This window comes from Paenibacillus sp. V4I5 (assembly GCF_030817255.1).
Classification (GTDB): Bacteria; Bacillota; Bacilli; order Paenibacillales; family NBRC-103111; genus Paenibacillus_E.
This window is the reverse complement of sequence record NZ_JAUSZB010000002.1, coordinates 6127055-6151397: the sequence shown is the minus strand read 5'-3', so window position 1 is coordinate 6151397 and position 24343 is coordinate 6127055. Positions and strand designations below refer to the sequence as shown.

Genomic DNA, 24343 nt, shown 5'->3' with positions numbered 1-24343 from the left:
TGTTATCACAGAGTTAAATGTATGAATTGATTTTTTGGGACGGAAGAAGAAGCTAAAACTTTCTTTAGAGCTATTGATGGTCACAGACATGAAATTATTTTAGTGTTAGCAATTCGTTGCGGTATGCGTATGGGTGAAATTCATGCGTTGAGATTTTCAGATATCGATCTGAAAAAGGGGATTATATCTGTGAGGCATATCATGGACTCTGAAAGGAATTTGCAAAATCCTACCAAGACTCCCTTCAGGAATGAAAAACTACAACCAAATGGCCCATATAAGGGTTATTTGTCATACACAAAAAAAAAGGAACCCAGCCAACGGGGCCGGGTTCAAAAGTTTATATTAAAAAGGGGGTCTTGGTTATTATAATACCTCGCCAACATTATGAAACCATAACAGGAACATTTCAATTATGTTACAAATTAGAAAGCGCTTTATTTCCTTACCTTTCCTACAATTTCACCACTAAGATTCGATCCCGCAAAGCCGGGGTAATGACCTAATAAATGTATTCCATTCATTTAGGAGGTTTTTTCCAATGACCGCACAAGAACAAAACCATCCAGACTCATACGATATTTCGAAGAAAGTCGCCATTGTGACCGGCGCATCCTCCGGCATTGGTTTGGCTTCCGCTGTACGTTTGGCTGAAAAAGGGTTCAAAATCTGGCTGCTCAACCGCCCTGGCGGTGAACTTGAAGCAGCGGTGGCCAAAGTGCAGGTGTAAACGCCATCTGTCCGGGAGCGATCGAAACGAATATTGATGAGAATACGGAACGCAGACCCGAGCTGGAAGAAATCACGATCCCTATTGAATTTCCCGAAGGAGAACATCCGCTCCGACACAATTCCGGAACAGCTAGTCAAGTCGCGAATCTGGTGCTGTTCCTCGCTTCGAATCAATCCGACCACATTACCGGAACTTCCGTCATCGACGGCGCCGAATCTTTAATTCATGGATGATAAAGGAGAACTTCCCATGCAGATCCCAACTGGAAACATAGTTACAGATGAGCCTGAGAAATCAGGCTTTTACTATGCCAAACACGACCTCTCAAGGGTCTTCATATACTCTTTATACAAAATCAGTTGCACCTTACGAAGGTCTGGCATATAATATTCTTAATTAGAATTATTATAAATAAGGAGGGAACGTATGAGTATCGAATACGACTATCATCATCTCCATCATGTTAAAGAACAGAGCAAATCCAGAAAAACGTTATGGGTGACTCTCATACTGACCGCCTTTTTCACTATTGTAGAAATTGTAGGTGGGGTGCTCTCGAATTCCCTTGCTTTGCTATCCGACTCTGCCCATATGATCTCCGACGTCATTGCTTTGGGACTAAGTATGGTCGCTTTGAAGCTGGCTACTCGTCAGCCTAATGCTCGATTCACCTTTGGTTTCCTTCGGTTTGAGATTATCGCGTCTTTTCTGAATGGATTAGCCCTTTGTATCATTGCTTTGGGAATTTTCATCGAGGGGATTCAACGTATCATTGACCCGCAGCCTATTCGCCTGGCGCTTATGCTTGGAATTGCCTCCATCGGTTTCGTTGTCAATCTTGTGCTTACTTTGGTTCTTCATAACAGTGTGAAAGAAGAAGACAATCTGAATGTGAAAAGTGCGCTGTGGCACTTTTTTGGCGATTTACTCAGCTCGGTAGGTGTCATTATCTCATCTATTATCATTTATTACACAGGTCTTCTCTTGTTCGATCCTCTGATTTCGATGGTGATTGGCGGCATTATTTTTACTGGTGGAAGCAAAATCATTCGAGAATCATATCTGATTCTGATGGAATCCGTGCCTGAGCGCTTCAACTTAGATGAAATACGCAGCGAGATCGCGCGTGTTGAAGGTGTCGAAGATGTGCATGAAATGCATCTGTGGGCGATTTCGACTGATCATTACTCTTTAACTGCGCATGTGTTCATTAATCCTAACATTCAGCCCTTCTGTGTTATTCTTGCAATTAATGAAACGTTGAAAAGTAAATATGGTATCGAGCATTCAACCATCCAAATTGAACATGCCAACATTAATCCACATGGGGATTATGGCAAAGAGTTCTTGAAGCATCAAAGACAATCGAATGGAAATGGGCTTCAAATCTAATAAGGGATATGCCAAAAAGACCGCTATACTTCTCATCTTAACGAGAGTATAACGGTCTTTTCATGTTGTTGTAGACTTCCGGACAATCATCTCCAAATCAATAAATAGCTCATGTCCATGAATACGCGGTAGGTGCTCGTCCAGCAGCTGTGTATTCTCCTCGTCCAAGTCTTCACCAATCTGCCGCATCAGAAAAGCGGCAACTAATCTCGTTTGCAAATCGACAGGCATGTCAAAGCTTGTGATAGAGGGAAAGCTGGCTTTAGAAAACAGTTCATTGTCCATTCCAATCAACTGCACATCCTCTGGCACGCGAATACCTCGCTCATGACACACAGCTAGAAGCTCCAACGCTAACGCATCATTAAAGGTGTAAATGCCGATAGGTCGCTGCTCGCCGCTTATGCGAAGAGCTTCCTCCAGTGTACCTTCGATACCGAGCTCTCCCGCATCCAGAAGCGCATGAACTGTCGACTCGGCTTTATCGCCTAACCCTGCCATAAACCCTTGAATACGCTGCTCATTGGCCCCCATCCCTTTACGCCTGCCGGCATAAATGATGGAGCGGCAGCCGTTTGTGAGGAAATGCTGCACAGCTTCCGTCGAAGCCTTCGCAAAATCCAAATTAATCGCCAGCTTGACGATGTCGCTAGGCCAACCCCAGCCATTAAAGATAACCAGCGGCGTGCCCTCACCGACTAATTGCTGGGTCGATTGCATACTCATCGCTAAACCATGGCTCACTAAACCGTCTACTCTTCGCTGCAGCAAGTGCTCCAGGTGACGCTTCTCGATCACTGGATCCATACCCGCTGCTGAAAATACGGATAAATGGTAGCCGAAACTATGTACTTTCTGCTCAAGCTTCTCTGCAAATCGGCCATAATAGCCGCCAAAATGCGGTATGATAAGCCCTAGCTCATAGGATCGGCGCCGGCTAAGGTTCGTTGCCATCACATTGCGGCGATAACCCAGCTGTATGACGGCATCCTCCACTTTGCGTATCGTCTCCGGCGACATCGGCACCTTTCTCCGATTTAAAACATTAGAAACTGTCGCAATGGAAACGCCCGCTTCGGAAGCAACATCTACAATGGTGGGCTGTTTACTTCTCTTCATAGGAAATCCCTCATTCTTGAAATGCTTTAACTCATTTTATCGATAAGCAAATCGCTCGTCAAATTTCGATAATCTGTGCATTCCTACAGCAATTCGCTATAATGAATAGATTCGTGTATTCGAAAAAGCAATTGCTTGGGGGTGCATGCAGCCCTATGAAACGAAAACGTAAGGAGTTCACACATCATGTGGTTTATTGCTGCAGTCGGCAGTGCCGTACTATTTGGTCTAACCGGCTTTTTTATGAAAGCGAGTCAAATGCGCCAAGGCTCCACACCGCATCTATTGCTCGGACTCTATCTCACAGGAACACTTGGCTTCACTGTGAACAGTCTATGGGAAGGCTCCCTCTTCTTAGACGATTGGCGTGTTTGGTTAGCTGGCATCATCATTGGCGTGGGGTCAGGCTGGGGCAATGTCGTGTTCATGAAGGCGCTCGATAACGGTCCGGCAAGCTTGACAGCACCGCTAATGAACTTAAATATTTTGTTAGTCATTCTCATGTCCGTCACAATCTACGGTGAACGTATACATAGCACGGAAGCCGGCGGCATCGTCCTGCTCATTGCTTCAGCGGTACTTGTATCCATTAAGCTCAAAGAGCCTCTTACCATCAAAGAGAAGAAATGGTTCGCACTCGTTGCACTCGGCGGACTTCTTTTCTTCTTCCGCAACGGCGGCTTAAAAGTTACTGCCGAGCTAGCATTAGCGAATACGCCTATTCTACTCATCAGTTATCTGCTCTCCGCCATTTGGTTCGCCATTGCCGCAGCTAGCCACACCAAGAAGCAGCAAAAGCCTGTCCAACAAGGACTCATCGCAACCTATGATGGGTCACCAAGTCGTACAGGACTTCTATGGGGACTGCTTTCTGGCTGCTTCTCTTACGGTGGCCTTCAGCTTTACTCCGTTGCGCTGCAAATGGGGCCAGGTTCCATCGTCGCACCCATTTTCTCGACCTATGGTCTTGTCGTCGTTGTCGGCTCTGTGCTCGTTTATAAAGAAAAGCTGACAATCCTGCAAGGTCTCGCCTTAACACTTCTATTCGCAGGTCTCATATTCGTAAAGCTGTAAGATAAATTCACTATAAATTCGCGATTCATGCCAAAGAAGGTGATGAGAATTATTCATCACCTTCTTTTTTTTCGTTTATTTTGCCTACGATTTCAGTGCGGGTTAGTCCTCATGATCCCCTATAAGTGAAATAATTTGTTTCTTCAGTTTAATAAACGACTCCGTATCTTTACACTCCAAGGTCTCTCGAAGTCCTTGTGGAATCACGATTTCTTGGCGAATCCTTCCTGGATGCGCCTGCATCACATACACGCGCTGAGATAAGAAAATAGCCTCCTCGATGTCATGGGTAATGAAAACGACGGTGGTTTTTTCCTTTTCCCAAATACGCAGCAACAGCTCCTGCATCGAATTCTTCGTCTGCGGATCGAGCGCACCAAATGGCTCATCCATCAGCAGGACTTCCGGATTGTTCGCGAGGGCCCGAGCGATGGCGACCCGCTGCTTCATGCCGCCCGAAAGCTCTTTCGGCAGCGATCTGGCGAACTTCTGCAGCCCGACAAGCTCCATGAAGTGATCGGAAATGGCCCTCTTTTCGAATAAAGGAACGCCTTTGAGTGTCAGTCCGAACTCGATATTCTCCCTCACAGAAAGCCAAGGGAATAAGGTGTACGATTGGAATACCATCCCACGGTCAGCGCCAGGACCATCAATTTCATGACCGGAAATGCTTAACGTACCTGTCGTCAATGGCTCTAAACCCGCAAGAATTCGGAGCAGAGAGGACTTGCCACAGCCTGATGGACCTACAAAACTGACAAACTCATGCGCATCCACATGGAATGAAACCCGATCCAACGCAACAAACTGGGATTTCTTTGTGCTATACACTTTCGTTACATCCGTCGCCATAATTTTGCTCACAGCCATAGCTCTGTCATTAGAGGGCTCCCTATTCAAAGCATGCATGATTTAACGCCCTCCTTCCAACCACGGGAAAAATCTGCGGTGACAATAAGCAAATGTGCGATCCGTTAGTAATCCAAGCAAGCCAATGGCGATAATTCCTACGAAAATCAGATCCGTATTGAGGAACCGCTGTGCTTTCATAATAGAGAACCCTAGTCCACTGCTAGCCGCAACCAATTCAGCTACAACGAGATAAGTCCAAGCCCAACCGATGATTAATCGCATGGTGTTCATTAAATCCGGCAGTAGTGCAGGAATAAGCACCTTTTCGATCACTTGCCAGCGGTTCGCACCAAGGGTATAGGAGGTTTGAAGCAAATCATTGGATACCGAACGTGTATTATCGGCAACCATCAGCATGAGCTGGAAGAAGCAGCCGATGAAGATGACGATCACCTTCGCCCATTCACCAATCCCTGCCCATACCATAATAAGCGGGATGAAAGCCGTCGCTGGCATATACCGGATAAACTCTGTTGGAGGAACGAGCAGCGCTTCAGCGAAGCGAAACGTACCAGCCAGGATGCCAAGCGGAATACCCAGTAAACAAGCAAGCAGGAAGCCCGCCCCTACTCGAAAAATACTTATGCCAACATGGTTCCAGAAGACAGAACTCTGAAGTTGAATTGCAAACTGACGAAGTACTTGATCCGGTGTAGGTAAGAACGTACGATTTACAAAGCCGCCATAGCTGAGCACACTCCAGAAGAGCAGAGCTATCACAACAATGAGCACGACACCGGATGTATAAGTTCTACGGCTAATATCGCCCCGTATGGCAAACAAAGTTGATTTGCGCCTTTTTTTCACCATGGTGTCCATTTAGAGCCCTCGCTCTCCAGTTGTTATTTCTTACGTTCCTTCAGCACTTCTTCTACAAAGTGTCCATCTAAGAAGCTTTCCGCCTTCGGAATGGAAGTCAGCATATCTAATCCCTTTAAGAACTCGGCCGTCTTCTGCGAAGTAAAGTGTAGGGATTCTAAGTTATCGCCCTTTTGGAAAGCTTTCACATTATCTTCAAGTTGGAAAATTTTCACGCTATCCACGCCAGCTTTATATTCATCAACCGGCGTCTCTGCTGCTTTTGCCATTATATTCAATGACTCTTCTGGATTGGCCTTCCAGTAATCCAAAGCGTCGAACCAAGCGTTGATGATTTTTTTCACATCTTCCGGACGATTCTTCGTTATTTCTTCTTTGAAAACTAGCAGATCAGGGATAAGTCCGGGTGTATCCTTGGAGGAAAATAATAACTTACCTTTGCCCTCTTGAATCGCCTTGCTTAGGAATGGCTCCCATAGTACCGCGGCGTCCAGGTTGCCTGAAATGAAAGCAGGTCCTGCATCGTTAACTGTCATATTCGTATAAGCAACATCTTTCTCGGCAAGCCCGGCCTTTTCAAGTGCAGTTAGCATCAGAAGGTGATCAACCGTTCCCAGCTCAGTCGCTACTTTCTTCCCCTTCAAATCCTTCAATGAATGAATGCTCGGCTTCACAACAACACCGTCTCCGCCATTGGAGTTATCGTTCACCAGCACTGCCTTGAGTTTAATTCCTTTACTTGCTGGAGCAAGTGTATCACTTAACGTTTGGCTGTTCGCATCGACTTTACCAGACGCTAATGCTGATAAGGAATCGCTATATACCGGGAACCAAATGAGATCAACATTAACCCCATTTTTCTCAAAGAACCCCTTTTCCTTCACTAAATACCACACAAACCAACCTGGCCATGGACTGAGTGCTAATTTAATCGGTTCTCCGCTTTTTCCTGTAGTGCCAGTTGCCCCTTTGCTCGTACATCCGCTAACTACTGTAAAAATCAATAACAACGCCATCATCAGGAATACCACTCTTTGTCTCATTCCGATCTCCCTCTCCATTTGTAATGGTAAAAAGAAAAGCCCGGAACGATATCATATTCTGATATCCTCCCGGGCTTTTATCCCTCCGTGTGCACGATGAAGCTCACCGTGTGTCTTCTCTTGGACCTGACCAACAGCCTTCATTCTGTCGCGGAACCCTAGAAAACAAGTTTGCTATGAGGTTGGTACTTCGATGTCTTACATTTGTCTTAATCATACTTACATCCGAGTTGTATGTCAATATATATAACACAAATTAATAATTGGTTGTCAAAATAGCTGTATGTGTAATAATATATAACATATATAACTACTAACCGGAGGTGTATACGATGTACTCGATTCATTTCCATATTACGATGTTAGATAATCAACTTGTTCTACCTAAACCTGTTACATCAACGAGCCCTTCTATTTCTGGTATTCAAGAAGGACACCTTTTATCCGAGCATCCTCTCCTGATTTCCCCTATAAATAATCAAGCAGCCACTCAAGCTGATAGCCTGCCCGCTGACTAGCCTCTAATCTTACAGAGACCATCAGGGCTATCCTCCTGATGGTCTATTTCTGTGAGCGGGGTTTCCATCGAAAATACCGTATCCCCCTCTCCGTGGTTACCAAAGTTGTATTTTCTGCAACAATTCCCACTCCCAAAGGCTACTTTGCATGTTAAAGTTGCAGTTTGTACAACACTTTGAGCCCTTTTGTTGCAAAATGGCTTGTATAGGGCCCAATTGTTGTATATTATGCAACAACGAAGGGAGCGAGGCGCGATATAGGCAGCTATTGTTGCACTTTATACAACATCATCCATTGAGAGTCTGAATTAATACTTTTAGCGTTATAAAAAAGCCCGACACCCTGAAAAGATCAGGGCATCGGGCTTGGGCGATTTCGTTTACACGCCTAACCATTTTTTGAACATATGTTTCGTTGTATCTGCATTCAGTGCTGCGATTGAAGTCGTCAGCGGAATGCCTTTCGGACAGGAGCGTACGCAGTTCTGCGAGTTACCGCAGCCTTCGATACCGCCATCTGTCATCAACGTATCCAGACGCTCGTCTTTGTTCATTTCACCCGTTGGATGCGCATTGAACAGTCGAACTTGAGAAAGCGATGCTGGCCCGATAAAGGAGTTCTTATCATTTACGTTCGGACAAGCCTCAAGACAAACGCCGCATGTCATACATTTGGAAAGCTCGTAAGCCCATTGACGCTTCGACTCCGCCATACGAGGTCCTGGTCCAAGATCATACGTACCGTCGATTGGAACCCATGCTTTTACTTTCTTCAAAGCAGTGAACATGCGCCCACGGTCGATAACAAGGTCACGCATAACAGGGAACGTGCTCATTGGAGCTACGCGAATCGGCTGCTCCAATTTATCAACCAGAGCCGAACAAGCTTGACGCGGCTTACCGTTGATCACCATGGAACAAGCTCCGCATACTTCCTCGAGACAGTTGGATTCCCAGCATACAGGTGTCGTCTTGTCACCTTTGGCATTCTTCGGATTACGCTGTACTTCCATCAAACCGCTGATGACATTCATATTGGAGCGATAAGGAATTTCAAATTCCTCGGTATAAGGTTTGGAATCTGGACTCTCTTGACGAGTCACGATAAACTTCACTGTCTTTTGTGCGCTTAGTGTCTCAGCCATGATTAATGTCCTCCCTTTTTCTTCTCCGTGGAGTAGTCACGTTTCCGCGGTGCAATCAAAGATACATCGATTTCTTCATAGCTGATTTTCGGACCATCTGGCGTCCAATCGGCAATTGTTGTTTTCATGAAGTTCTCATCATCACGTTCAGTGAATTCTGGCTTGTAATGCGCGCCGCGGCTCTCGTTACGCAGCAAGGCGCCAAGTGTCATCGCTTCAGCCAACTCGAACATGTTCCAGAGCTGACGTGTGAACGCAACCCCTTGATTGTTCCAACGAGCTGTATCTGTGATGTTGATGTTGTTGTATCTTTCTTTCAAATCCTTGATCTTACCAATGGTATCTTCGAGACGATCATTGTAACGAACAACCGTCATGTTGGCATTCATCATGTCGCCAAGCTCTTTATGCAGAACATAGGCATTCTCCGTACCATTGTTCATTTTGAGCAAGTTCTCATAACGATCTGTATGACGCTTCTTCTCGCGATCGTATACGATCGAGGAAGTATCATCAGCGTGCTTCTCTAAGCCGCGGATATACTCAACCGCTTTAGGACCGGAAACCATCCCATCATAGATGGCCGAAACGAGCGAGTTCGCTCCGAGACGGTTCGCACCATGATGCTGATACTCACACTCACCAGCAGCGAACAAGCCGGGAATGTTCGTCATCATGTTGTAATCGACCCAGATTCCGCCCATGGAATAGTGAACCGCAGGGAAAATCTTCATCGGAATTTTACGCGGATCATCGCCCATGAATTTCTCGTAGATTTCCATAATTCCGCCGAGCTTAATATCAAGCTCCTTCGGATCTTTATGAGAAAGATCGAGGTAAACCATGTTCTCGCCGTTAATACCAAGCTTCTGGTCTACGCACACCGAGAAGATCTCGCGAGTTGCAATATCACGTGGCACCAAGTTACCGTATGCCGGATATTTCTCTTCGAGGAAGTACCAAGGCTTCCCGTCTTTGTATGTCCAAATACGTCCGCCTTCACCACGCGCAGATTCAGACATCAAGCGAAGCTTGTCATCTCCGGGAATCGCTGTTGGGTGAATTTGAATCATCTCGCCATTCGCATATTTAACGCCTTGTTGGTAAACAGCACTTGCTGCTGTGCCTGTATTAATAACCGAGTTCGTTGTTTTGCCGAAAATGATACCAGGACCGCCTGTAGCTAAGATGACCGCATCGGATGGGAATGTTTGAATTTCCATGCTCCGCAAATCTTGAGCTGCAATACCACGGCACGTGCCATCATCATCGAGAACGGAACCTAGGAACTCCCAATGCTCGAATTTCGTTACTAGACCAGCTGTTTCCCAGCGGCGTACTTGCTCATCAAGTGCGTACAAGAGCTGCTGCCCTGTAGTAGCGCCTGCGAATGCCGTACGATGATATTTCGTTCCACCGAAACGACGGAAGTCGAGAAGACCTTCTGGTGTACGGTTGAACATAACGCCCATACGGTCCATCAAGTGAATAATACCTGGAGCCGCATCGCATAAAGCTTTAACAGGTGGTTGATTTGCTAAGAAATCTCCACCGTAAACTGTATCATCAAAGTGCTCCCACGTGGAGTCACCTTCACCCTTCGTATTCACCGCTCCGTTAATGCCGCCTTGCGCACATACGGAGTGGGAACGTTTAACAGGAACCAAGGAGAACAATTGCACGTGAACTCCGGCCTCTGCTGCCTTAATTGTCGCCATGAGTCCCGCAAGGCCTCCACCGACGACGATAACTTTTGAATTAGCCACTTCTGTTCACCCTCCCTTATTTCCCCGTATGCGCTTCTACTGGAAGCTGCTGAAATTGAGTATCTGTAAATGCGACCAGAGTCATAATAAACATAATGGACATCACGACAAACAAAGCCATCCAGATATACGAGGAAAAGCGTTGTGCGCGAGGGCCAACCGTGATTCCCCAGCTAACGAGGAACGACCACATACCGTTACTGAAGTGGAATGCCGCGGAGACTGTACCAATCACATAGATCGTGAACATAACCGGATTCGTCGCGATATCATGCATCGTTCGGCCAAGCTCTTCATGCGCTACGTTGCCGAAAGCAACCTGCAAACGCGTTTCGAAGAAATGCCAAGCAACGAACAAGAAGGTGATAACACCAGTAACACGTTGGAGCAAGAACATTTGATTACGGAAGTAACCATACTGCGACACGTTATTGCGAGCTTGATACGCTACATACAAGCCATAAACCGCATGGTAAAGAAGCGGCAGCCAGATGCCGAAAATTTCAAGAAAAAGCACTAGCGGCAAACTGTTCAGCCACATCACCATTTCTACGAAAGCAGCCGGACCCTTTGTTGCCTCATAGTTTGAGAGCAGATGCTCGACGAGAAAGAAGCCCACTGGAATTACGCCAAGCAAAGAGTGGATCTTCCGAAAATAATACGAATTACCCATAATTGAACCAATTCCCCCCTCTTAAAAATTTATTCATCATTTATCCGACATTATCAGACAAGACAAGCCACATATCATTGTACTCTCGCCGCAAACGAGCGTCAACCCATAATCATCCAAGCCTATTTTGCCAAACCAGTGAATGATTATACACCTTCGTCCAAGAAATGTGAATAAAAAGTGACATGTACATCGTACCTCTTTCACGCTTATAATGGAAGTGCCGTTTTTTTATATACACTTATAACTTACACACATATGCATGGCGCAAAAGGAGTCGATAGAAGCATGGAACTCTTGGATGTTTTCGCTGTTGTTGTCGAACAAGTAAGCCTCAATAAAGCATCTCAGCTATTAAACATCTCTCAACCAGCTCTCTCTCGCAAAATAATGAAGCTCGAGGAAGAGTTGGGTGTAGAACTATTTATCCGCAAAGGTAAAAGGCTGGAGCTGACCAAAGTCGGTCAAATTTGCTATGACCATGCTTTGGAACTGCGTCATCTCGAGCGAAAGTTCAAGCAAGCGATCCAAACCTACAAAGCAGCTGGCAGCCACACTTCAATTACCATAGGAGCGAGCCTGACAACGCTGCAAACAACACTCCCAGATCTTATCACAGATTACTTGCAGGATTACCCGCTGACGGAAATTAAGCTTCTTACAGGTAAGACGCACGAGATCGTTACCATGGCGAAAGAAAATAAAGTGGATATCGGCATCGTTGCTTCCCAGATTAATGCTTCCAGCCTTCATTGCGAACCATTATTTGATGATCACTTATGTCTGGTGCTTCCTCTTGGGCATCCGCTTATCGATCGCGCCACCATCACGATGAACGATTTAAATGAATTGCCAATGATCCTCTTTTCCAAAGGCACTTGGTATCGCATCTTGATGGATGAGCTATTTAACCGTTTTACCATATTACCCAACGTGCAAATGGAGATCGATTCCTTCGAAGCCATCATCCGACTCGTTTCAACCTGTAAAACAGCAACCTTGCTTCCAAGATCCTATTTACGTGAAGATTTAATTCGTAATAATGAATTGATTTTGCGTAATCTGGTCGAGTTAGAACAGACGAAACGAACGACTTCCCTCATTTACTCCGACCATACAGCGGATAATATGGCGTCTATGAAGTTTATAACTCAAGCGGTCAATTACTTCGCCAAACAAAAATAAAACCTCTCAATCTACTAATTGTCTCTATTATATTTACACATTTTCTATTAAATAGGTAAAACTACTTCACGGGCAACCCTTTTTCGACATCTACTAGGAGCAGATAGAGAAAAAGGAGGTGACCACTAAGATGCCAACCAAAAAACGAAGTGTCCCTACTCGTAGAGATTTGGGTCTAAGAGGCAAAACTTACGCTCGGGTTCCTCTTAACAAAAAAATCGGACCCAGACAAACACTAACCAGGTTTACCGTCCTTTGGGTAAATAACGCTGGTGTTCCATTCGTTACTTCGGGCTTTACTTGTAGAGCCTCATCTACAGGAGGAACCCTCATCGCTACAGCTAATTTCGATGCCTTTGGAACTGCTGTATTCAGTACAATTAACACTCCGACAACACGCACCTTGGTTCTTAGAACTTTCGATGAAGACGGTAACTTATTCCGTACACGTACCGTTCGTTCTGGAGTTTCCGCTTACGCCATCATTGGTTAATGCAAAAAAGCGGTAAATGGGGGGGGCACCCACTTACCGCTTTTTCATCATTATTCAAATCTTCTAATAAATAAATTTGTAGCCTACACCCCAAACCGTCCGAATCCACTTAGGTTCTTTGGGATTGTCCTCGATCTTTTTACGAAGGTTAGCAATATGTACATCAATGGCCCGATCCGTTACTAAACAGTCAAATCCGCGAACCGTTTGCAGTAAATCTTCTCGGCTATAGACGCGACCTGGATGATTCACGAAGCATTTCATAATTTCGAATTCCGAATATGTCGTCTCTACTAAAACACCATGAACACGCATAGAGCGTGTATTCGGATTGAGCGTAATCTTCTTATCGATATCCAAGACTGCCTCTAATACCGCAGTTGTTGATCCTCCAACTGCTTCCTTTACTTGTCGGGTATTCACACTCGATTTCAAATACAAGTTGGAGCGCCGAATGAGAGCGTGAACTCTCGCACTCATCTCATGCATACTGAAAGGTTTACACATATAGTCGTCCGCACCAACACCAAGAGCGTTAACTCGTTCAACGACTTTACTTTTCATCGAGACGATCATAATAGGTATTTTCGAGGTTTCCCGAACTTGTCTGCATAACGCAAGACCATCCATATCAGGCAGCATCAGATCAAGCAAAATGACATCTGGATCAAACTGGGTGACAGCGGCAATGCCTTCTGCCCCATTCGCCTTCCTAATGACATGAAATCCTTCTTCACTTAAATACATAGTGACCATATCGCCGATCATGGCATCGTCTTCAATTATTAATACCTTATACATGGGGAGTCCACCTTCAGTTAGAAATTCTCTTGCTGTATATGTACTCGCAAATTTATTAATTGAAAAGTCGCATGGCGATCAAAGAAATTTATTTTAATTAAGGTTATCGGGATCGTCGGGCTTTATTTGTCATGCCCAATCCAAAATAAGCAAGTGTAAAATGATAACATGTTCAATTAGATCGAGGTTGTATTTTACATCACCCGATGACTTCACTTTCAAATTTATCAATTTGATTGTTGGTTCCGATGATGACCATTACATCATTCTCATTCACGACATCACCCGCCGTAGGTGCAATGATAATGCCATTTTTTTTATTGATAGCGACAATGCTGCAGCCATACTTAGCACGAGGATCCAGCTCTCTGAGAGCAAAGCCACATAGATTCTTAGGCACAGATAATTCCACGATCGTATACTCTTTGGAAATCTCAATATAGTCCAGAAGATTAGGTGATACTAGTTGATGTGCAACACGAATCCCCATATCTCTCTCCGGATAAATTACACGGTCAACACCTAGCTTATTCAGTACTTTCCCATGCAATTCGGACAATGCCTTAGCGACAACCTTTTTGATCCCCAAATCTTTAAGAACAATGGCCGCTAGGATACTCGATTGAATATCATCCCCAATGGCTACAACAGCGCAGTCGAAATTTCGTACGCCCAGTGATTTCAATACCTCTTCATCCGTCGCATCCGCAACTACCGTATGGGTAAGCACAGAACTCAGCTCGTCAACGACTTCTTCATCTTTATCAATACCCAACACTTCATAACCAAGCTTTATGAGTTCTTTGGAAATACTGGCCCCAAAACGACCCAGCCCGATTACAACATATTGATTTTTTTTCATATTCGTAGTTCCCCTTATCCAATCGTGATTTTACCCTCTGGGTATCTATATAGTTCTTTCTCTTGCTTCGGTTGCAGGGCATAAGCTAATGTGATGGTTCCCAATCTTCCTGCAAACATCGTTATACAAATGAGAACCTTGCCAAATGTCGTTAAATCTGGGGTCAACCCCATAGATAGACCTACAGTTCCAAAGGCAGAAGTGACCTCGAACAAAATTTTCAAAAATTGCGAATCCTCTGTTGTCGATAATAGCATCGTCACTAAGATTACCAGAAATAATGCCATCATCGTTAAAGTAATAGCTTTGAGAATGCGGTCTTTCGCCAAGCGGTAACGATAAATAACAATGTCTTCTTTCCCTCGAATCATGGTAATGATAGCGCTAATAAGAATTGTGAATGTGGTTGTTTTGATACCTCCCCCTGTAGAGCCAGGAGATGCACCGATAAACATCAGAATGATGATAAAAAATTGAGATGCTTGACGAAGAGCTCCAATATCTACTGTATTCGGACCGGCTGTACGCGGAGCAACGGATTGAAAGAAAGAAGCTAATACTTTGCCGCCCATATCCAGTGAACCCATGGTTCTGTTATTTGTAAATTCGAATATAAAGATGACAAGGGCTCCAAACACAATTAGAAAACCCGACATGCTAAGAACAACTTTGGAATGCAGGGTAAGCTTTTTCTTGTTCCGGAAGTCCATCAGATCGGACATAACAATGAATCCAATACCCCCAAGCACAATAAGCGCCATTACAACAAAGTTCACAACAAAATCGTCGGCATAGGCTGTAAAGGAGACAAATGGTGCATCGACAGTTCCAAATAAATCGAAACCAGCGTTATTAAACATCGAAATCGCATGCCAGATTCCGAAATAAAGGGCTTGACCAAAATCCATATCAAATGACCAACGAATCGTTAAAATCACTGCTGCAATGGCCTCAATCGATAACGAATAAATAATAACTTTACGGATAAGTCTGACAATACCTTCCATACTGCCTTGGTTAAAAGCCTCTTGCAGAACCAGTCGTTCTTTTAACGTAATTTTTTTACGGAAGGCAAAAGCGATTAAAGTCGCCATTGTCATGAAACCCAAGCCGCCAACTTGAATCAAGCTCACAATGACGATTTGCCCAAACATCGTGTAGGCACTACCTGTATCCACTACGACCAAACCTGTCACACATGTTGCCGAAGTCGCTGTAAAAAGCGCATCAATGAAAGCAATCGAATGTCCTGTTGCCGAAGCAAAAGGAAGCGTCAAAAGACCTGCTCCTAAGAAAATAATAGCAGCAAATCCGAGAACGAGAATTTGTGGAGGCGTCAATCGCCAAATATTCATTTTTTTAATCATAGTGCCTCCTGTGTTTGCAAAAAAAGACATAAGGATTCCCAATACATTAACGGTAGGATTCCCCCGTTATTATTTAGAAATTCCGAACGTTATCCAATTGATAGGTATTATATAATTGTTTTTAATTCTTTACCACTAAATTGGCTTTCTTTTTAAACTATGATAACGTGAAAGATGTGATTTCAGAATCGAGAATGTAGAAGGGAACTCACTATGATCAGGCCAAAATTAAATCGTTTTCTCCTTTTCCTTGCATGCATTGGAGTAGCTCTTTACTTGGGAATATCCGCTTTATACGGACTTCAGGCCGAAGAAACGTCGGCAGAAGACAATCCATCCATCACGAAGCAGCAGGCTGCGGATCGCGCAGCTCAATTTGTAAGTGAGCGCTACGATGTGCATAACCCGCAAACCTTTGTTGTTTATCAATCCAAGAAGGAACGCAGCGGTTATTTGCAAAAGGAGCATTTATTAGAAGTCTATATGAAGGAATATGGGGAGCGTTACCCCATTGATTATTATCGAGTAAGCGTAGAAGACACCAAGACCAACCGTCAGTTTGAAGTTGAGATTAATTACACGAATGCATCCGTTATTGGATGGCGTGAAACGCAAAATCCATCCGATCAGGCAATCATCAGTAAGCAGAAAGCAGATATTTTGGCCAAGCAGGAAATTCGGAAGCAAGGATTTGAGCCGGATGACTTCGTACCCATAGATAAGGGGACTGCCGAAGACGATCAAGCACATGGAACAACCTTATTTTATGAAAAGCAAACGAAACCGCTTGGTGAAGCAAAGTTACAAGTTCGAGTTGATTTCGATGATAAAAATCTGACCGGTTATAACGTGCTGTTTAGCTTACCGGCGTCGCATCAAATCTGGATCGATCAGCAGGATCGCTCCGCATCAATCATGACTTGGATTTCCATGGGCTTTACTCTCATCATGACCATTGCCGCGATTGTATTCGCCATTATCTATAGAAAATATATGAAATTCAGTAGAGGCCTTCTTTTGACAGCCATTTTCTTAGCCATTTATATCACTAACAACTTTAATATGTACCCTGCTTTTAGATCTATGAGTGGAGCTATGAACGATGAATTCGCAACATGGGCAACTATTATGTTCATGAATGTAGTGACTGTCCTGCTCGGCATATCTCTCTACTTAGCTCTAGTAGCAGGTAATGGATTGTGGCATTCAATCGGAGAGCGGAAATGGCCGGCTTGGAAAGAATCCTCATTTGGGACTGAGGTTTATAGCGGCATGGGGCGCGGCTATTTGCTTGCTCTCTTTATCTTAGGCGTTCAGCAGGTGCTCTTTTATACAGGTGAAGTGAATTTTGATGTTTGGGCTGTGAATGATCCGTCCGATTCTGTTCTTAATATGATTGAACCCCGCTTCTTCCCGCTTATGGCCTGGGTTGCTGCCATATCGGAAGAAGCGACCTACCGGCTGCTTGGCATCATTCTATTCAAGAAGCTGTTTCGCTCAAACTTCATTGCAATTGTTATTCCCAGCGTGATCTGGGCGGCTAGTCATACCCAGTATCCCATTTATCCAGTCTATACTCGGCTAATCGAGGTCACCATCATAGGCATTATTCTTGGTTATGTCTTCCTTAAGTACGGTTTCATTACCGCCGTATTCGCTCATGCCTGCATGGACAGCATCCTCATGGGGATGTCCCTCTTCTACCTCGGACATATAAGCGATGTGCTTGCTGGCATTTTCTACATCCTGCTGCCTGGTTTGATTGGCTTGCTCCTAGCCTGGCTGCATGGAAAAAGGCGGGGTCCCCTTATTCCTGGGGAGCCGCCGCCTCGCCTTGAAGCGCTTTGAGAATTTCGATAGCTAATTTCTCACCTATACCCAGAGGCTTGAAGTCTTGGACTTCAGCCTCTTTTATTTTGCGTACGGAGCCAAAATGCTTAAGCAATGCCTTCCGGCGTTTCTCTCCGATGCCCGGAATCGCGTCCAGCTGTGAAACAACCATTGACTTCGCCCTTGTTTCGCGGTGGAACGTAATCGCGAATCGGTGAACCTCGTCCTGAATCCGCTGCAGCAGGTAGAACTCTTGGCTGTCACGCGGCAATGGCACAACTTCTGCGGGATCTCCGATCATGAGCTGCGCTGTTTTGTGCTTCGCATCTTTGACGAGTCCACAGATCGGAATGAACAGGCCTAATTCGTTCTCAAGCACGTCGACAGCTGCTGAGATCTGCCCTTTCCCTCCGTCCACGACGATCAGGTCAGGCATCGTGAGATTGTCTTTAAGCACACGCTCATACCGCCGGCGGATGACCTCTCGCATCGTTTCGTAGTCATCCGGGCCAACGACTGTTTTGACTTTGTACTTACGGTACTCCTTACGATCGGGCCTGCCGTCCACGAAGACAACCATCGCAGAAACAGGATTCGTCCCTTGAATGTTCGAGTTATCGAACGCTTCAATGCGGCGAATCGTTCCCACGCCGAGCCATTCTCCAAGATTCTCGACCGCTTTGGTCGTACGGCGCTCATCGCGCTCCACCAAACGAAATTTCTCATCCAGCGCATTGCGGGCGTTGTCTTTGGCCATATCGACCATTTGCTTCTTCAGCCCACGCTGAGGGATATGCACCTTGACCTTGAGCCATGATTCCAGTGCTTCGCGGACATCCTTCTCTTCGGCCTCTACTTGAGCCACAACTTCCGCAGGGATTTCGGCAGAGATGTCCATTGATGCTTCAGTGGAGGCTTCAATAAGGGCATCTGTAGGAGCAGCTGTAAGAGTATCCGCAGCACCTTCTGCCCCCGTCATGGGAGCAACAGCCGCATGCACGGGTATCGACGGCAGGAAGATCTCCTTCGGCAGCGCCGGATTATCGCTGTAGACCTGAGTAACGTAGGTGATGAAGTCATTGTACTCATCACCGTAATACGGAAATAGCGAGACGTGCCGCTCAATGAGCTTGCCCTGCCGCATATACTGGATGTGCACAGCCATCCAGCCCTTGTCGACCGCGTAACCAAAGACATCTCGGTCTAGCGCATCTGCCGTCGTGATCTTCTGCTTCTCCATCACGGCGTCGATGTTCATGATATGATCGCGCAGCTCCTTGGCGCGCTCGAAGTTCAGTTCCTCCGCTGCGGCCAGCATTTTGGCCGTCAGCTCTTCCTTAATAACGTCGTGTCCCCCGTTCAGGAAACGGCTGATCTCTTGCACCATCCGCTCGTTCGTCTCGGCGGATACATCTAACACGCAAGGCGCCAGACACTGCCCGATATGATAGTATAGGCATACTTTCTCGGGCATCGTCTTGCACTTGCGCAGTGGATAAAGCCGGTCCAACAGCTTCTTCGTCTGCTGGGCCGCAAAGGCATTCGGATAAGGGCCGAAGTACTTGCCCTTATCCTTGAACACCCGCCGCGTGACTTCTAGGCGCGGCTGCTCTTCATGTGTAATCTTGATGTACGGGAACGTCTTATCATCCTTCAAGAGTACGTTGTACCGCGGATGATGCTGTTTAATCAGATTACACTCAAGAATCAAAGCCTCCATGTTCGAGGAGGTAATTATATATTCAAAGTCGCGGATTTCGCTGACTAGTTTTTGCGTCTTCGCACTGTGGCTCCCCGTGAAATAGGAGCGCACACGATTCTTTAGTACCTTCGCTTTTCCCACATAAATGATGGTACCCTCGCGGTTTTTCATGATATAACAGCCTGGCTTATCCGGTAATAAGCTCAGCTTGTGTTTAATTACTTCCAGACTCTGTTCGCGGACTCCAGCGTCCTCATGCTCATGCTCGGTCATGCATCCAATCTCCTCTCGCACAAAAACTTACACATTTCCTAATTGTCCATCCACTCAAACAATTGTTGCATGTCAAACAACATAATCGTCTAAGCAGCAGCCAATTTAAACGCTCCCCTATTATCGAAAAACAAAAAAAAGCTCTTTTTCAGCATAGCAGAAAAAGAGCTTTTTCTCACGAACAATTGTTTCTAGTTTGTAACAAATTATTGATGACGAGAAACAACATTTTTCAACGCTTCTTTGGATTGGAAACCAACCACTTTATCAACAGGCTGTCCGTCTTTGAAAACGATCAATGTTGGGATACTCATAACACCGAAGCGAGCAGCTGACTCTGGATTGTCATCCACGTTTACTTTTGCGATTTTCAAGGACTCAATTTCTTTATCCAGCTCTTCCAAAACGGGAGCGATCATTTTACAAGGTCCGCACCAAGGTGCCCAGAAGTCTACAAGTACTGTACCTTCTCCTTCAACTTCAGCTTTAAAGCTGTTATCAGAAACATTCACGATTGACATGATAGTTCCTCCTTCTAAGAATGGATTTGATTTATAACATCAAGTAGTACCTAGCTACCGATGAACGTCAACATGTAAAGTATACCACACCAGTGGGTCATTTCAACCAAGCCATAAGTTAGCAAAAAGGTTGAAGTTGGATCTACTTAGCAGGAAAACCTACAGGCAGCCCCTGAAGTCTTTGCTGCTCGATATAAGCAATACGATCCTTCAAATTAGCTTGCAGCAGCTGCAGCATCTTCATCTGTTGTTCGATTTCTTCGAGCTTCTCTGTGTAGAGTGGCAGCAAATCATCGCACATCGACTCCTGATTTTTCATGACGCAGTTCAGAAAGCTTTCAATTTGTTCGGTCGTAAACCCTAAGCTCAAATAAAACTGAATGGTTTTCACGCGCTCAACAGCCATCTGGTTGAACACCCGATATCCGTTTTCTTCACGCTGTGTCGCGATTAGCCCTTTCGCCTCATAATACCGCAAAGAACGAATGCTGGCTCCGGTAAGCTTGGATAACTCACTAATCCGCATGGCCTTCACCTTTTTCCTTTTCCTTGATCAAGTAAGGATGATTTCATTGTAAACCATGACACTAATGTTAGAGTCAAGTCTTATTTTAACCTTTCCGCTGCTATCCGTTATTGTTTGCACAATTGTCACTTTGATAAGCTTTACAACTTTCGACGAATTTGGGTATACTAAACTTAAACATACGAATGTCGGACGTTGGGGGGTAACCACATGAGCGATCCTAAACACCCTGAGCTTCACGTGTACGAAGAACCGCGTAATGATTTCATGGATGTAGGCATTGGCTTTGGCGCTTTCTTTGGCTTTTTGTTTCTAATTGCAGCCATTGCAACCGTGATTCAAGTTATGAAATAGGAATGTCCAAGCTGGCCTGGAAGAGAACCGCTTTGCACGCCGTGTGAAGCGGTTTTTCATACCGTTTGTTATTAGGAAAAACTTATATTTTATTAGATGGTCAAAAAAGCTGTGCAGATGAACTCATCTGCACAGCTTTTTATTATTTCCCACGCTTGTTCGTACCTGTTACCACAACCACATCGACAAAAGGTCGAATTCGGTCCATAATCCGCTGTCCCTTGTACTCCTCGTCACCATCTTTATTCGTGAAGCTAAAATGCTTCTCCAAATCAGAAAGTGCATAATTGGATGTGAAAAAGGTCGGCATACGATTCATGCGATGATTCACGATAGCGCCAATGACATGATCTCGCAGCCACGGATTCAAATTCTCCGCGCCAATATCATCGAAAACTAATAGATCCGTTTCCTTCAGTAGATCAATCGTTTCCTTCAGCTTGTAGGGCTCCTGGAACATCCCCTTCAAGTCCTCGGCAAAATCCGGCATATAGACGATTGCACCTGTCATACCGACTTTGGCCAGCTGGTGCAACATATAGCCCATCAGGAACGTCTTCCCCGTTCCAAATGATCCGGATAAGTAGAGTCCTCTTGTCTGAAGCCCCTCTTCCATTGTCAGGCTGACATAGTCGTTAATTTGCATAACGGCTTTTGCCCGATCCAGATCCGTTTCAAGGATGTCTTCAAAAGAGTAGCTGCGCGAAATCATCCGCGGATCCACATGAAAGGTGCGGATTCGGCTGCTTATGGCATCCTGCAGCTGCTTCGCGTTGAACTTCTTGCAAGCTACCTTTTCCTCATGAACAAACGACTTTTCATTGACGGAGTCTGCTGTTAACATCGTATAATGCCCTGTCATATCATTTGGACAGTTTTCTAAGCCTGGGCAGTTCGAACAGTTTTTGAACTCTGTCACATATTGATACAGCTTGTTCATATTAATCTTAATGGTATAGTCATCGACAAATGGATACTTTTGGCGAAATTTGTGAACTAAGGCGTCATCCATGACGACTTTAATTTTCGCTTCTGCCTTTCGTCTCCATTCGGATTGCGGCATTGATTTGAGTAAGTGAGACAGGGAATCCATGCTTCCTGCACCTCCTTATAATTCTCTTGTACGTTGTCACCTTACCGCTACCTCAGCTCTTCCGATTAAAGCGCTCGTCCAGCTTCTTCGCCATCCTTCTCGCGGCTTCCAGCTCTTCATCTGTCAGCCTCGAAGCAGCCGCTGTGCCGGCATCCGGCACAACGATCGGAATGTGAGGCTTCTGTGTTTTGCCTTGCCGGCCTCTAGTTACAGAGCCACCGCCAGCTTTAGCGGCCTCCACCTTGGAGGCTGCCTTCTGTTTGTAGCTGATTTTCTCACGCACATATTCCACCGCTTGTTCGTAAGTAACAATTTGCTTGCCCAGCATATCCGATGCGACCGCTTCAATCGAAGACTTGGCCCACGAGCGGCGGTCGATATGTAGGAAGTGGATCAAGACATTAATGACTTCCTCTTTCAATCTATAATTCAAATCAATCTTCTCAAATATATTAAGTACACCGTCCGGAATGGAGCCCTGAGTAAAGAACATTTTCAGAACTGCCGTGTACGGCTCATTTCGCATAATGTAATTGTATTGATGATCTGTACATTCGCCGCGCAGCTGCTGCGGCACTTCTAGGTAATAAGCCATTTCAACTGACTTGTCTCCAGACGTATCTAGCATATCCTCATTTGTATCGCTTTGCGACTTCTCTTCTGACCTGGACAACGTGCGCTCTCGTTCCTCATCCCGCTTCTTGCTCTGTCTGTAGAACAGATTCGCATTATACTGCATAAGATCCATCTGCAGCTCGCCCTCTTCGGTGAATGCGCCATCCTCATCCAGCAAACGGCATGTTTCCTGAAGTGATAGGTTGTACTTCTTCGCCACAATATTAATCGCAGCCATCTGATCCGGTTTATGCTTGAGAGCTTCAACGTAAACGCGATTACTCGCTCCTCGCGGAAACCTCATAATGATATCCGCATACTGGAAGCCTTTGGTTGTCACGTCCATGCGAGCGTCTCCCTGTTTACTGGCCGAGGCCTCATACAGGGCTTGCTCCAGTTCGTAATCAACCACCTGGGTATTGAGGCGGAATAGATCATAGAACGGAACAGACAGGTTCTCTTCACTCGCGTCGCGGCACTCTTCCGGCTCCGGCGAGAGCAGCTCTTCCCGAAGGGACAGGAGCATGAACTTCCCGACCTTATCACGGAGCAGCAGCGTCAAATGCTGATTGCGGAAAAACTCATTGGGCCCAAGCGGAGGGAACAAGGTGTATACGAAGATATAGTCTTCTTCACCTGGTAGAAACTTGCGAGTTGTCTGCAGGAGCCCTATGGCTTCTAGCTTCGAAGATTGCTCAATTAGATATTTACGCCCTCGCTCCCCCTGCTCAAGCTCGAGCAGCAGAAACAGCTTTCGCTGTTGTTCTAGAGGCGAATATCCGACTTTTTCTGCACTCATCTGCAGATAAAGTGCTTGATAGAGACTAATAGCCAATCCGCCGATCATAGGCTGATACATAATAGCTAACATTTTATAATCCAGACTGCTCAAAGAAAACTCACGGTTCACACAAAACCTGTGGTTCTCGGTGAAATGCAGCATATTCGTCATTCTCATTCCGTTACAGCACCATCCTGCCTCAACCGATTGCAGCTATGAAAGCTTATCGGTTTCTCTCTATTAGTCTACCACAAAAATCGACACGCTTGGTATCTACGAGAGAAAGATAATATTACCTAATATGAAAAAACCAACCTTTCGGACGGTAAAATTCTGACAACTTAGCCGTTAGACGCGACACTCCGACTTCTTTTTGTAAGCATTGCCCCAATCTTTCATAAGTAAAATAATAGGGACCAATGTTTGTCCGAATTCTGTCAACGAATATTCGACCTTTGGAGGCACTTGATGATACACCTCGCGGTGGACAATGCCGTCCTCTTCGAGTTCCCTTAGTTGTAGAGTCAGCATTCTCTGCGTAATGGATGGACAGATTTTTCTGAATTCATTAAATCTTTTGGTCCCTCCAATCAGGTGATATAACAGAACACCTTTCCATTTGCCCCCGATAACATCCAATGTATATTCAACCGGGCAGCCTTCATCATTATGAAGGTTGCCGTACCCGCTTTTACGATCACGCAATACGATTCAACTCCTTTATAGTATACAAATTGATACTACAT

The 24343-nt window shown here is 45.3% G+C and carries 23 protein-coding genes, 2 pseudogenes and 1 riboswitch; of the genes and pseudogenes, 9 read left to right on the top strand and 16 right to left on the bottom strand.

The window, feature by feature from the left end:
- Nucleotides 1-51: 51 nt before the first annotated feature.
- The 4 genes and pseudogenes from QFZ78_RS30265 to QFZ78_RS30250 all read left to right on the top strand — a co-directional run.
- Nucleotides 52-372, top strand: a pseudogene (locus QFZ78_RS30265) (tyrosine-type recombinase/integrase); the annotation flags it as partial.
- Between the two features lie 169 nt (nt 373-541).
- Entirely contained in the window at nt 542-730 is a 189-nt protein-coding gene (locus QFZ78_RS30260; protein ID WP_373461078.1) for an SDR family NAD(P)-dependent oxidoreductase, read from the top strand.
- Nucleotides 727-966: pseudogene (locus tag QFZ78_RS30255) on the top strand (SDR family oxidoreductase); the annotation flags it as partial. The gene QFZ78_RS30260 and the pseudogene QFZ78_RS30255, both read left to right, overlap by 4 nt.
- Before the next feature lie 193 nt (nt 967-1159).
- Nucleotides 1160-2125, top strand: coding sequence for a cation diffusion facilitator family transporter (locus QFZ78_RS30250; RefSeq protein WP_307553067.1), 966 nt, complete (start codon nt 1160-1162; stop codon nt 2123-2125).
- Between the two features lie 60 nt (nt 2126-2185).
- On the opposite strand, the gene QFZ78_RS30245 is transcribed toward QFZ78_RS30250, so the two are convergent.
- Nucleotides 2186-3244 carry a LacI family DNA-binding transcriptional regulator gene (locus QFZ78_RS30245; protein WP_307553065.1) on the bottom strand — a complete coding sequence of 353 codons (1059 nt, stop codon included), beginning with the start codon at nt 3242-3244 and terminating at the stop codon, nt 2186-2188.
- 186 nt (nt 3245-3430) lie between these two features.
- Between QFZ78_RS30245 and QFZ78_RS30240 the strand changes: the two genes are divergently transcribed.
- A complete protein-coding gene (locus tag QFZ78_RS30240; protein WP_307553063.1) occupies nt 3431-4318 on the top strand; it encodes an EamA family transporter in 888 nt (295 codons plus the stop codon).
- Between the two features lie 102 nt (nt 4319-4420).
- Here the strand turns inward: QFZ78_RS30240 and QFZ78_RS30235 are convergent, their stop codons facing one another.
- The 6 genes from QFZ78_RS30235 to QFZ78_RS30210 all read right to left on the bottom strand — a co-directional run bounded on the left by QFZ78_RS30235 (nt 4421) and on the right by QFZ78_RS30210 (nt 11194).
- Nucleotides 4421-5227, bottom strand: a complete 807-nt coding sequence (locus tag QFZ78_RS30235) for an ABC transporter ATP-binding protein (protein ID WP_307553061.1) — start codon at nt 5225-5227, stop codon at nt 4421-4423.
- A 3-nt stretch (nt 5228-5230) separates the two neighbouring features.
- Nucleotides 5231-6049 (bottom strand): ABC transporter permease, encoded by an 819-nt coding sequence (locus QFZ78_RS30230; RefSeq protein ID WP_307553060.1) that lies wholly within the window; start codon nt 6047-6049, stop codon nt 5231-5233.
- A 23-nt stretch (nt 6050-6072) separates the two neighbouring features.
- Entirely contained in the window at nt 6073-7092 is a 1020-nt protein-coding gene (locus tag QFZ78_RS30225; RefSeq protein WP_307553058.1) for an ABC transporter substrate-binding protein, read from the bottom strand.
- A gap of 64 nt (nt 7093-7156) precedes the next feature.
- Nucleotides 7157-7265: riboswitch (guanidine-I (ykkC/yxkD leader) on the bottom strand.
- A 725-nt stretch (nt 7266-7990) separates the two neighbouring features.
- Complete coding sequence (sdhB, locus tag QFZ78_RS30220; RefSeq protein WP_307553056.1) at nt 7991-8755, bottom strand: succinate dehydrogenase iron-sulfur subunit; 765 nt, start codon at nt 8753-8755, stop codon at nt 7991-7993.
- A 2-nt stretch (nt 8756-8757) separates the two neighbouring features.
- Complete coding sequence (sdhA, locus tag QFZ78_RS30215; protein ID WP_307553054.1) at nt 8758-10521, bottom strand: succinate dehydrogenase flavoprotein subunit; 1764 nt, start codon at nt 10519-10521, stop codon at nt 8758-8760.
- Between the two features lie 16 nt (nt 10522-10537).
- Nucleotides 10538-11194 carry a succinate dehydrogenase cytochrome b558 subunit gene (locus tag QFZ78_RS30210; RefSeq protein WP_307553052.1) on the bottom strand — a complete coding sequence of 219 codons (657 nt, stop codon included), beginning with the start codon at nt 11192-11194 and terminating at the stop codon, nt 10538-10540.
- 288 nt (nt 11195-11482) lie between these two features.
- Here QFZ78_RS30210 and QFZ78_RS30205 point away from each other — a divergent pair, with 288 nt between their 5' ends.
- Together QFZ78_RS30205 and QFZ78_RS30200 are read left to right on the top strand one after the other, a co-directional pair.
- Entirely contained in the window at nt 11483-12379 is an 897-nt protein-coding gene (locus QFZ78_RS30205; protein ID WP_307553050.1) for a LysR family transcriptional regulator, read from the top strand.
- 130 nt (nt 12380-12509) lie between these two features.
- Nucleotides 12510-12872 carry a hypothetical protein gene (locus QFZ78_RS30200; RefSeq protein ID WP_307553049.1) on the top strand — a complete coding sequence of 121 codons (363 nt, stop codon included), beginning with the start codon at nt 12510-12512 and terminating at the stop codon, nt 12870-12872.
- Nucleotides 12873-12935: 63 nt separating this feature from the next.
- Here the strand turns inward: QFZ78_RS30200 and QFZ78_RS30195 are convergent, their stop codons facing one another.
- The 3 genes from QFZ78_RS30195 to QFZ78_RS30185 form a co-directional block, all read right to left on the bottom strand.
- Entirely contained in the window at nt 12936-13673 is a 738-nt protein-coding gene (locus QFZ78_RS30195; RefSeq protein ID WP_307553047.1) for a response regulator transcription factor, read from the bottom strand.
- Between the two features lie 199 nt (nt 13674-13872).
- Nucleotides 13873-14535, bottom strand: a complete 663-nt coding sequence (locus QFZ78_RS30190) for a potassium channel family protein (protein WP_307553045.1) — start codon at nt 14533-14535, stop codon at nt 13873-13875.
- Nucleotides 14536-14549: 14 nt separating this feature from the next.
- Nucleotides 14550-15902 (bottom strand): TrkH family potassium uptake protein, encoded by a 1353-nt coding sequence (locus QFZ78_RS30185; RefSeq protein WP_307553043.1) that lies wholly within the window; start codon nt 15900-15902, stop codon nt 14550-14552.
- Between the two features lie 276 nt (nt 15903-16178).
- On the opposite strand from QFZ78_RS30185, the gene QFZ78_RS30180 reads away from it, so the two are divergent.
- Nucleotides 16179-17750, top strand: a complete 1572-nt coding sequence (locus tag QFZ78_RS30180; RefSeq protein ID WP_307553041.1) for a CPBP family intramembrane glutamic endopeptidase — start codon at nt 16179-16181, stop codon at nt 17748-17750.
- On the opposite strand, the gene uvrC is transcribed toward QFZ78_RS30180, so the two are convergent.
- The 3 genes from uvrC to QFZ78_RS30165 form a co-directional block, all read right to left on the bottom strand.
- Nucleotides 17710-19707: an excinuclease ABC subunit UvrC gene (gene uvrC, locus QFZ78_RS30175; protein WP_307553039.1), complete on the bottom strand. Its 1998-nt coding sequence runs from the start codon at nt 19705-19707 to the stop codon at nt 17710-17712. The genes QFZ78_RS30180 and uvrC overlap by 41 nt on opposite strands.
- Before the next feature lie 206 nt (nt 19708-19913).
- Nucleotides 19914-20228, bottom strand: coding sequence for a thioredoxin (trxA, locus tag QFZ78_RS30170; RefSeq protein WP_057307540.1), 315 nt, complete (start codon nt 20226-20228; stop codon nt 19914-19916).
- A gap of 142 nt (nt 20229-20370) precedes the next feature.
- Complete coding sequence (locus tag QFZ78_RS30165; RefSeq protein WP_307555952.1) at nt 20371-20754, bottom strand: MerR family transcriptional regulator; 384 nt, start codon at nt 20752-20754, stop codon at nt 20371-20373.
- A 210-nt stretch (nt 20755-20964) separates the two neighbouring features.
- On the opposite strand from QFZ78_RS30165, the gene QFZ78_RS30160 reads away from it, so the two are divergent.
- On the top strand, nt 20965-21108 hold the full coding sequence (locus tag QFZ78_RS30160; protein ID WP_082562634.1) for a YqzM family protein: 144 nt from the start codon (nt 20965-20967) through the stop codon (nt 21106-21108).
- Nucleotides 21109-21250: 142 nt separating this feature from the next.
- Here QFZ78_RS30160 and dnaI read toward each other — a convergent pair whose 3' ends face one another.
- The 3 genes from dnaI to QFZ78_RS30145 form a co-directional block, all read right to left on the bottom strand.
- Nucleotides 21251-22201 carry a primosomal protein DnaI gene (gene dnaI / locus QFZ78_RS30155; protein ID WP_307553037.1) on the bottom strand — a complete coding sequence of 317 codons (951 nt, stop codon included), beginning with the start codon at nt 22199-22201 and terminating at the stop codon, nt 21251-21253.
- A 52-nt stretch (nt 22202-22253) separates the two neighbouring features.
- Entirely contained in the window at nt 22254-23774 is a 1521-nt protein-coding gene (locus tag QFZ78_RS30150; protein ID WP_307553036.1) for a replication initiation and membrane attachment family protein, read from the bottom strand.
- A 171-nt stretch (nt 23775-23945) separates the two neighbouring features.
- Complete coding sequence (locus QFZ78_RS30145) at nt 23946-24302, bottom strand: winged helix-turn-helix transcriptional regulator (RefSeq protein WP_307553034.1); 357 nt, start codon at nt 24300-24302, stop codon at nt 23946-23948.
- Between the last annotated feature and the right edge of the window lie 41 nt (nt 24303-24343).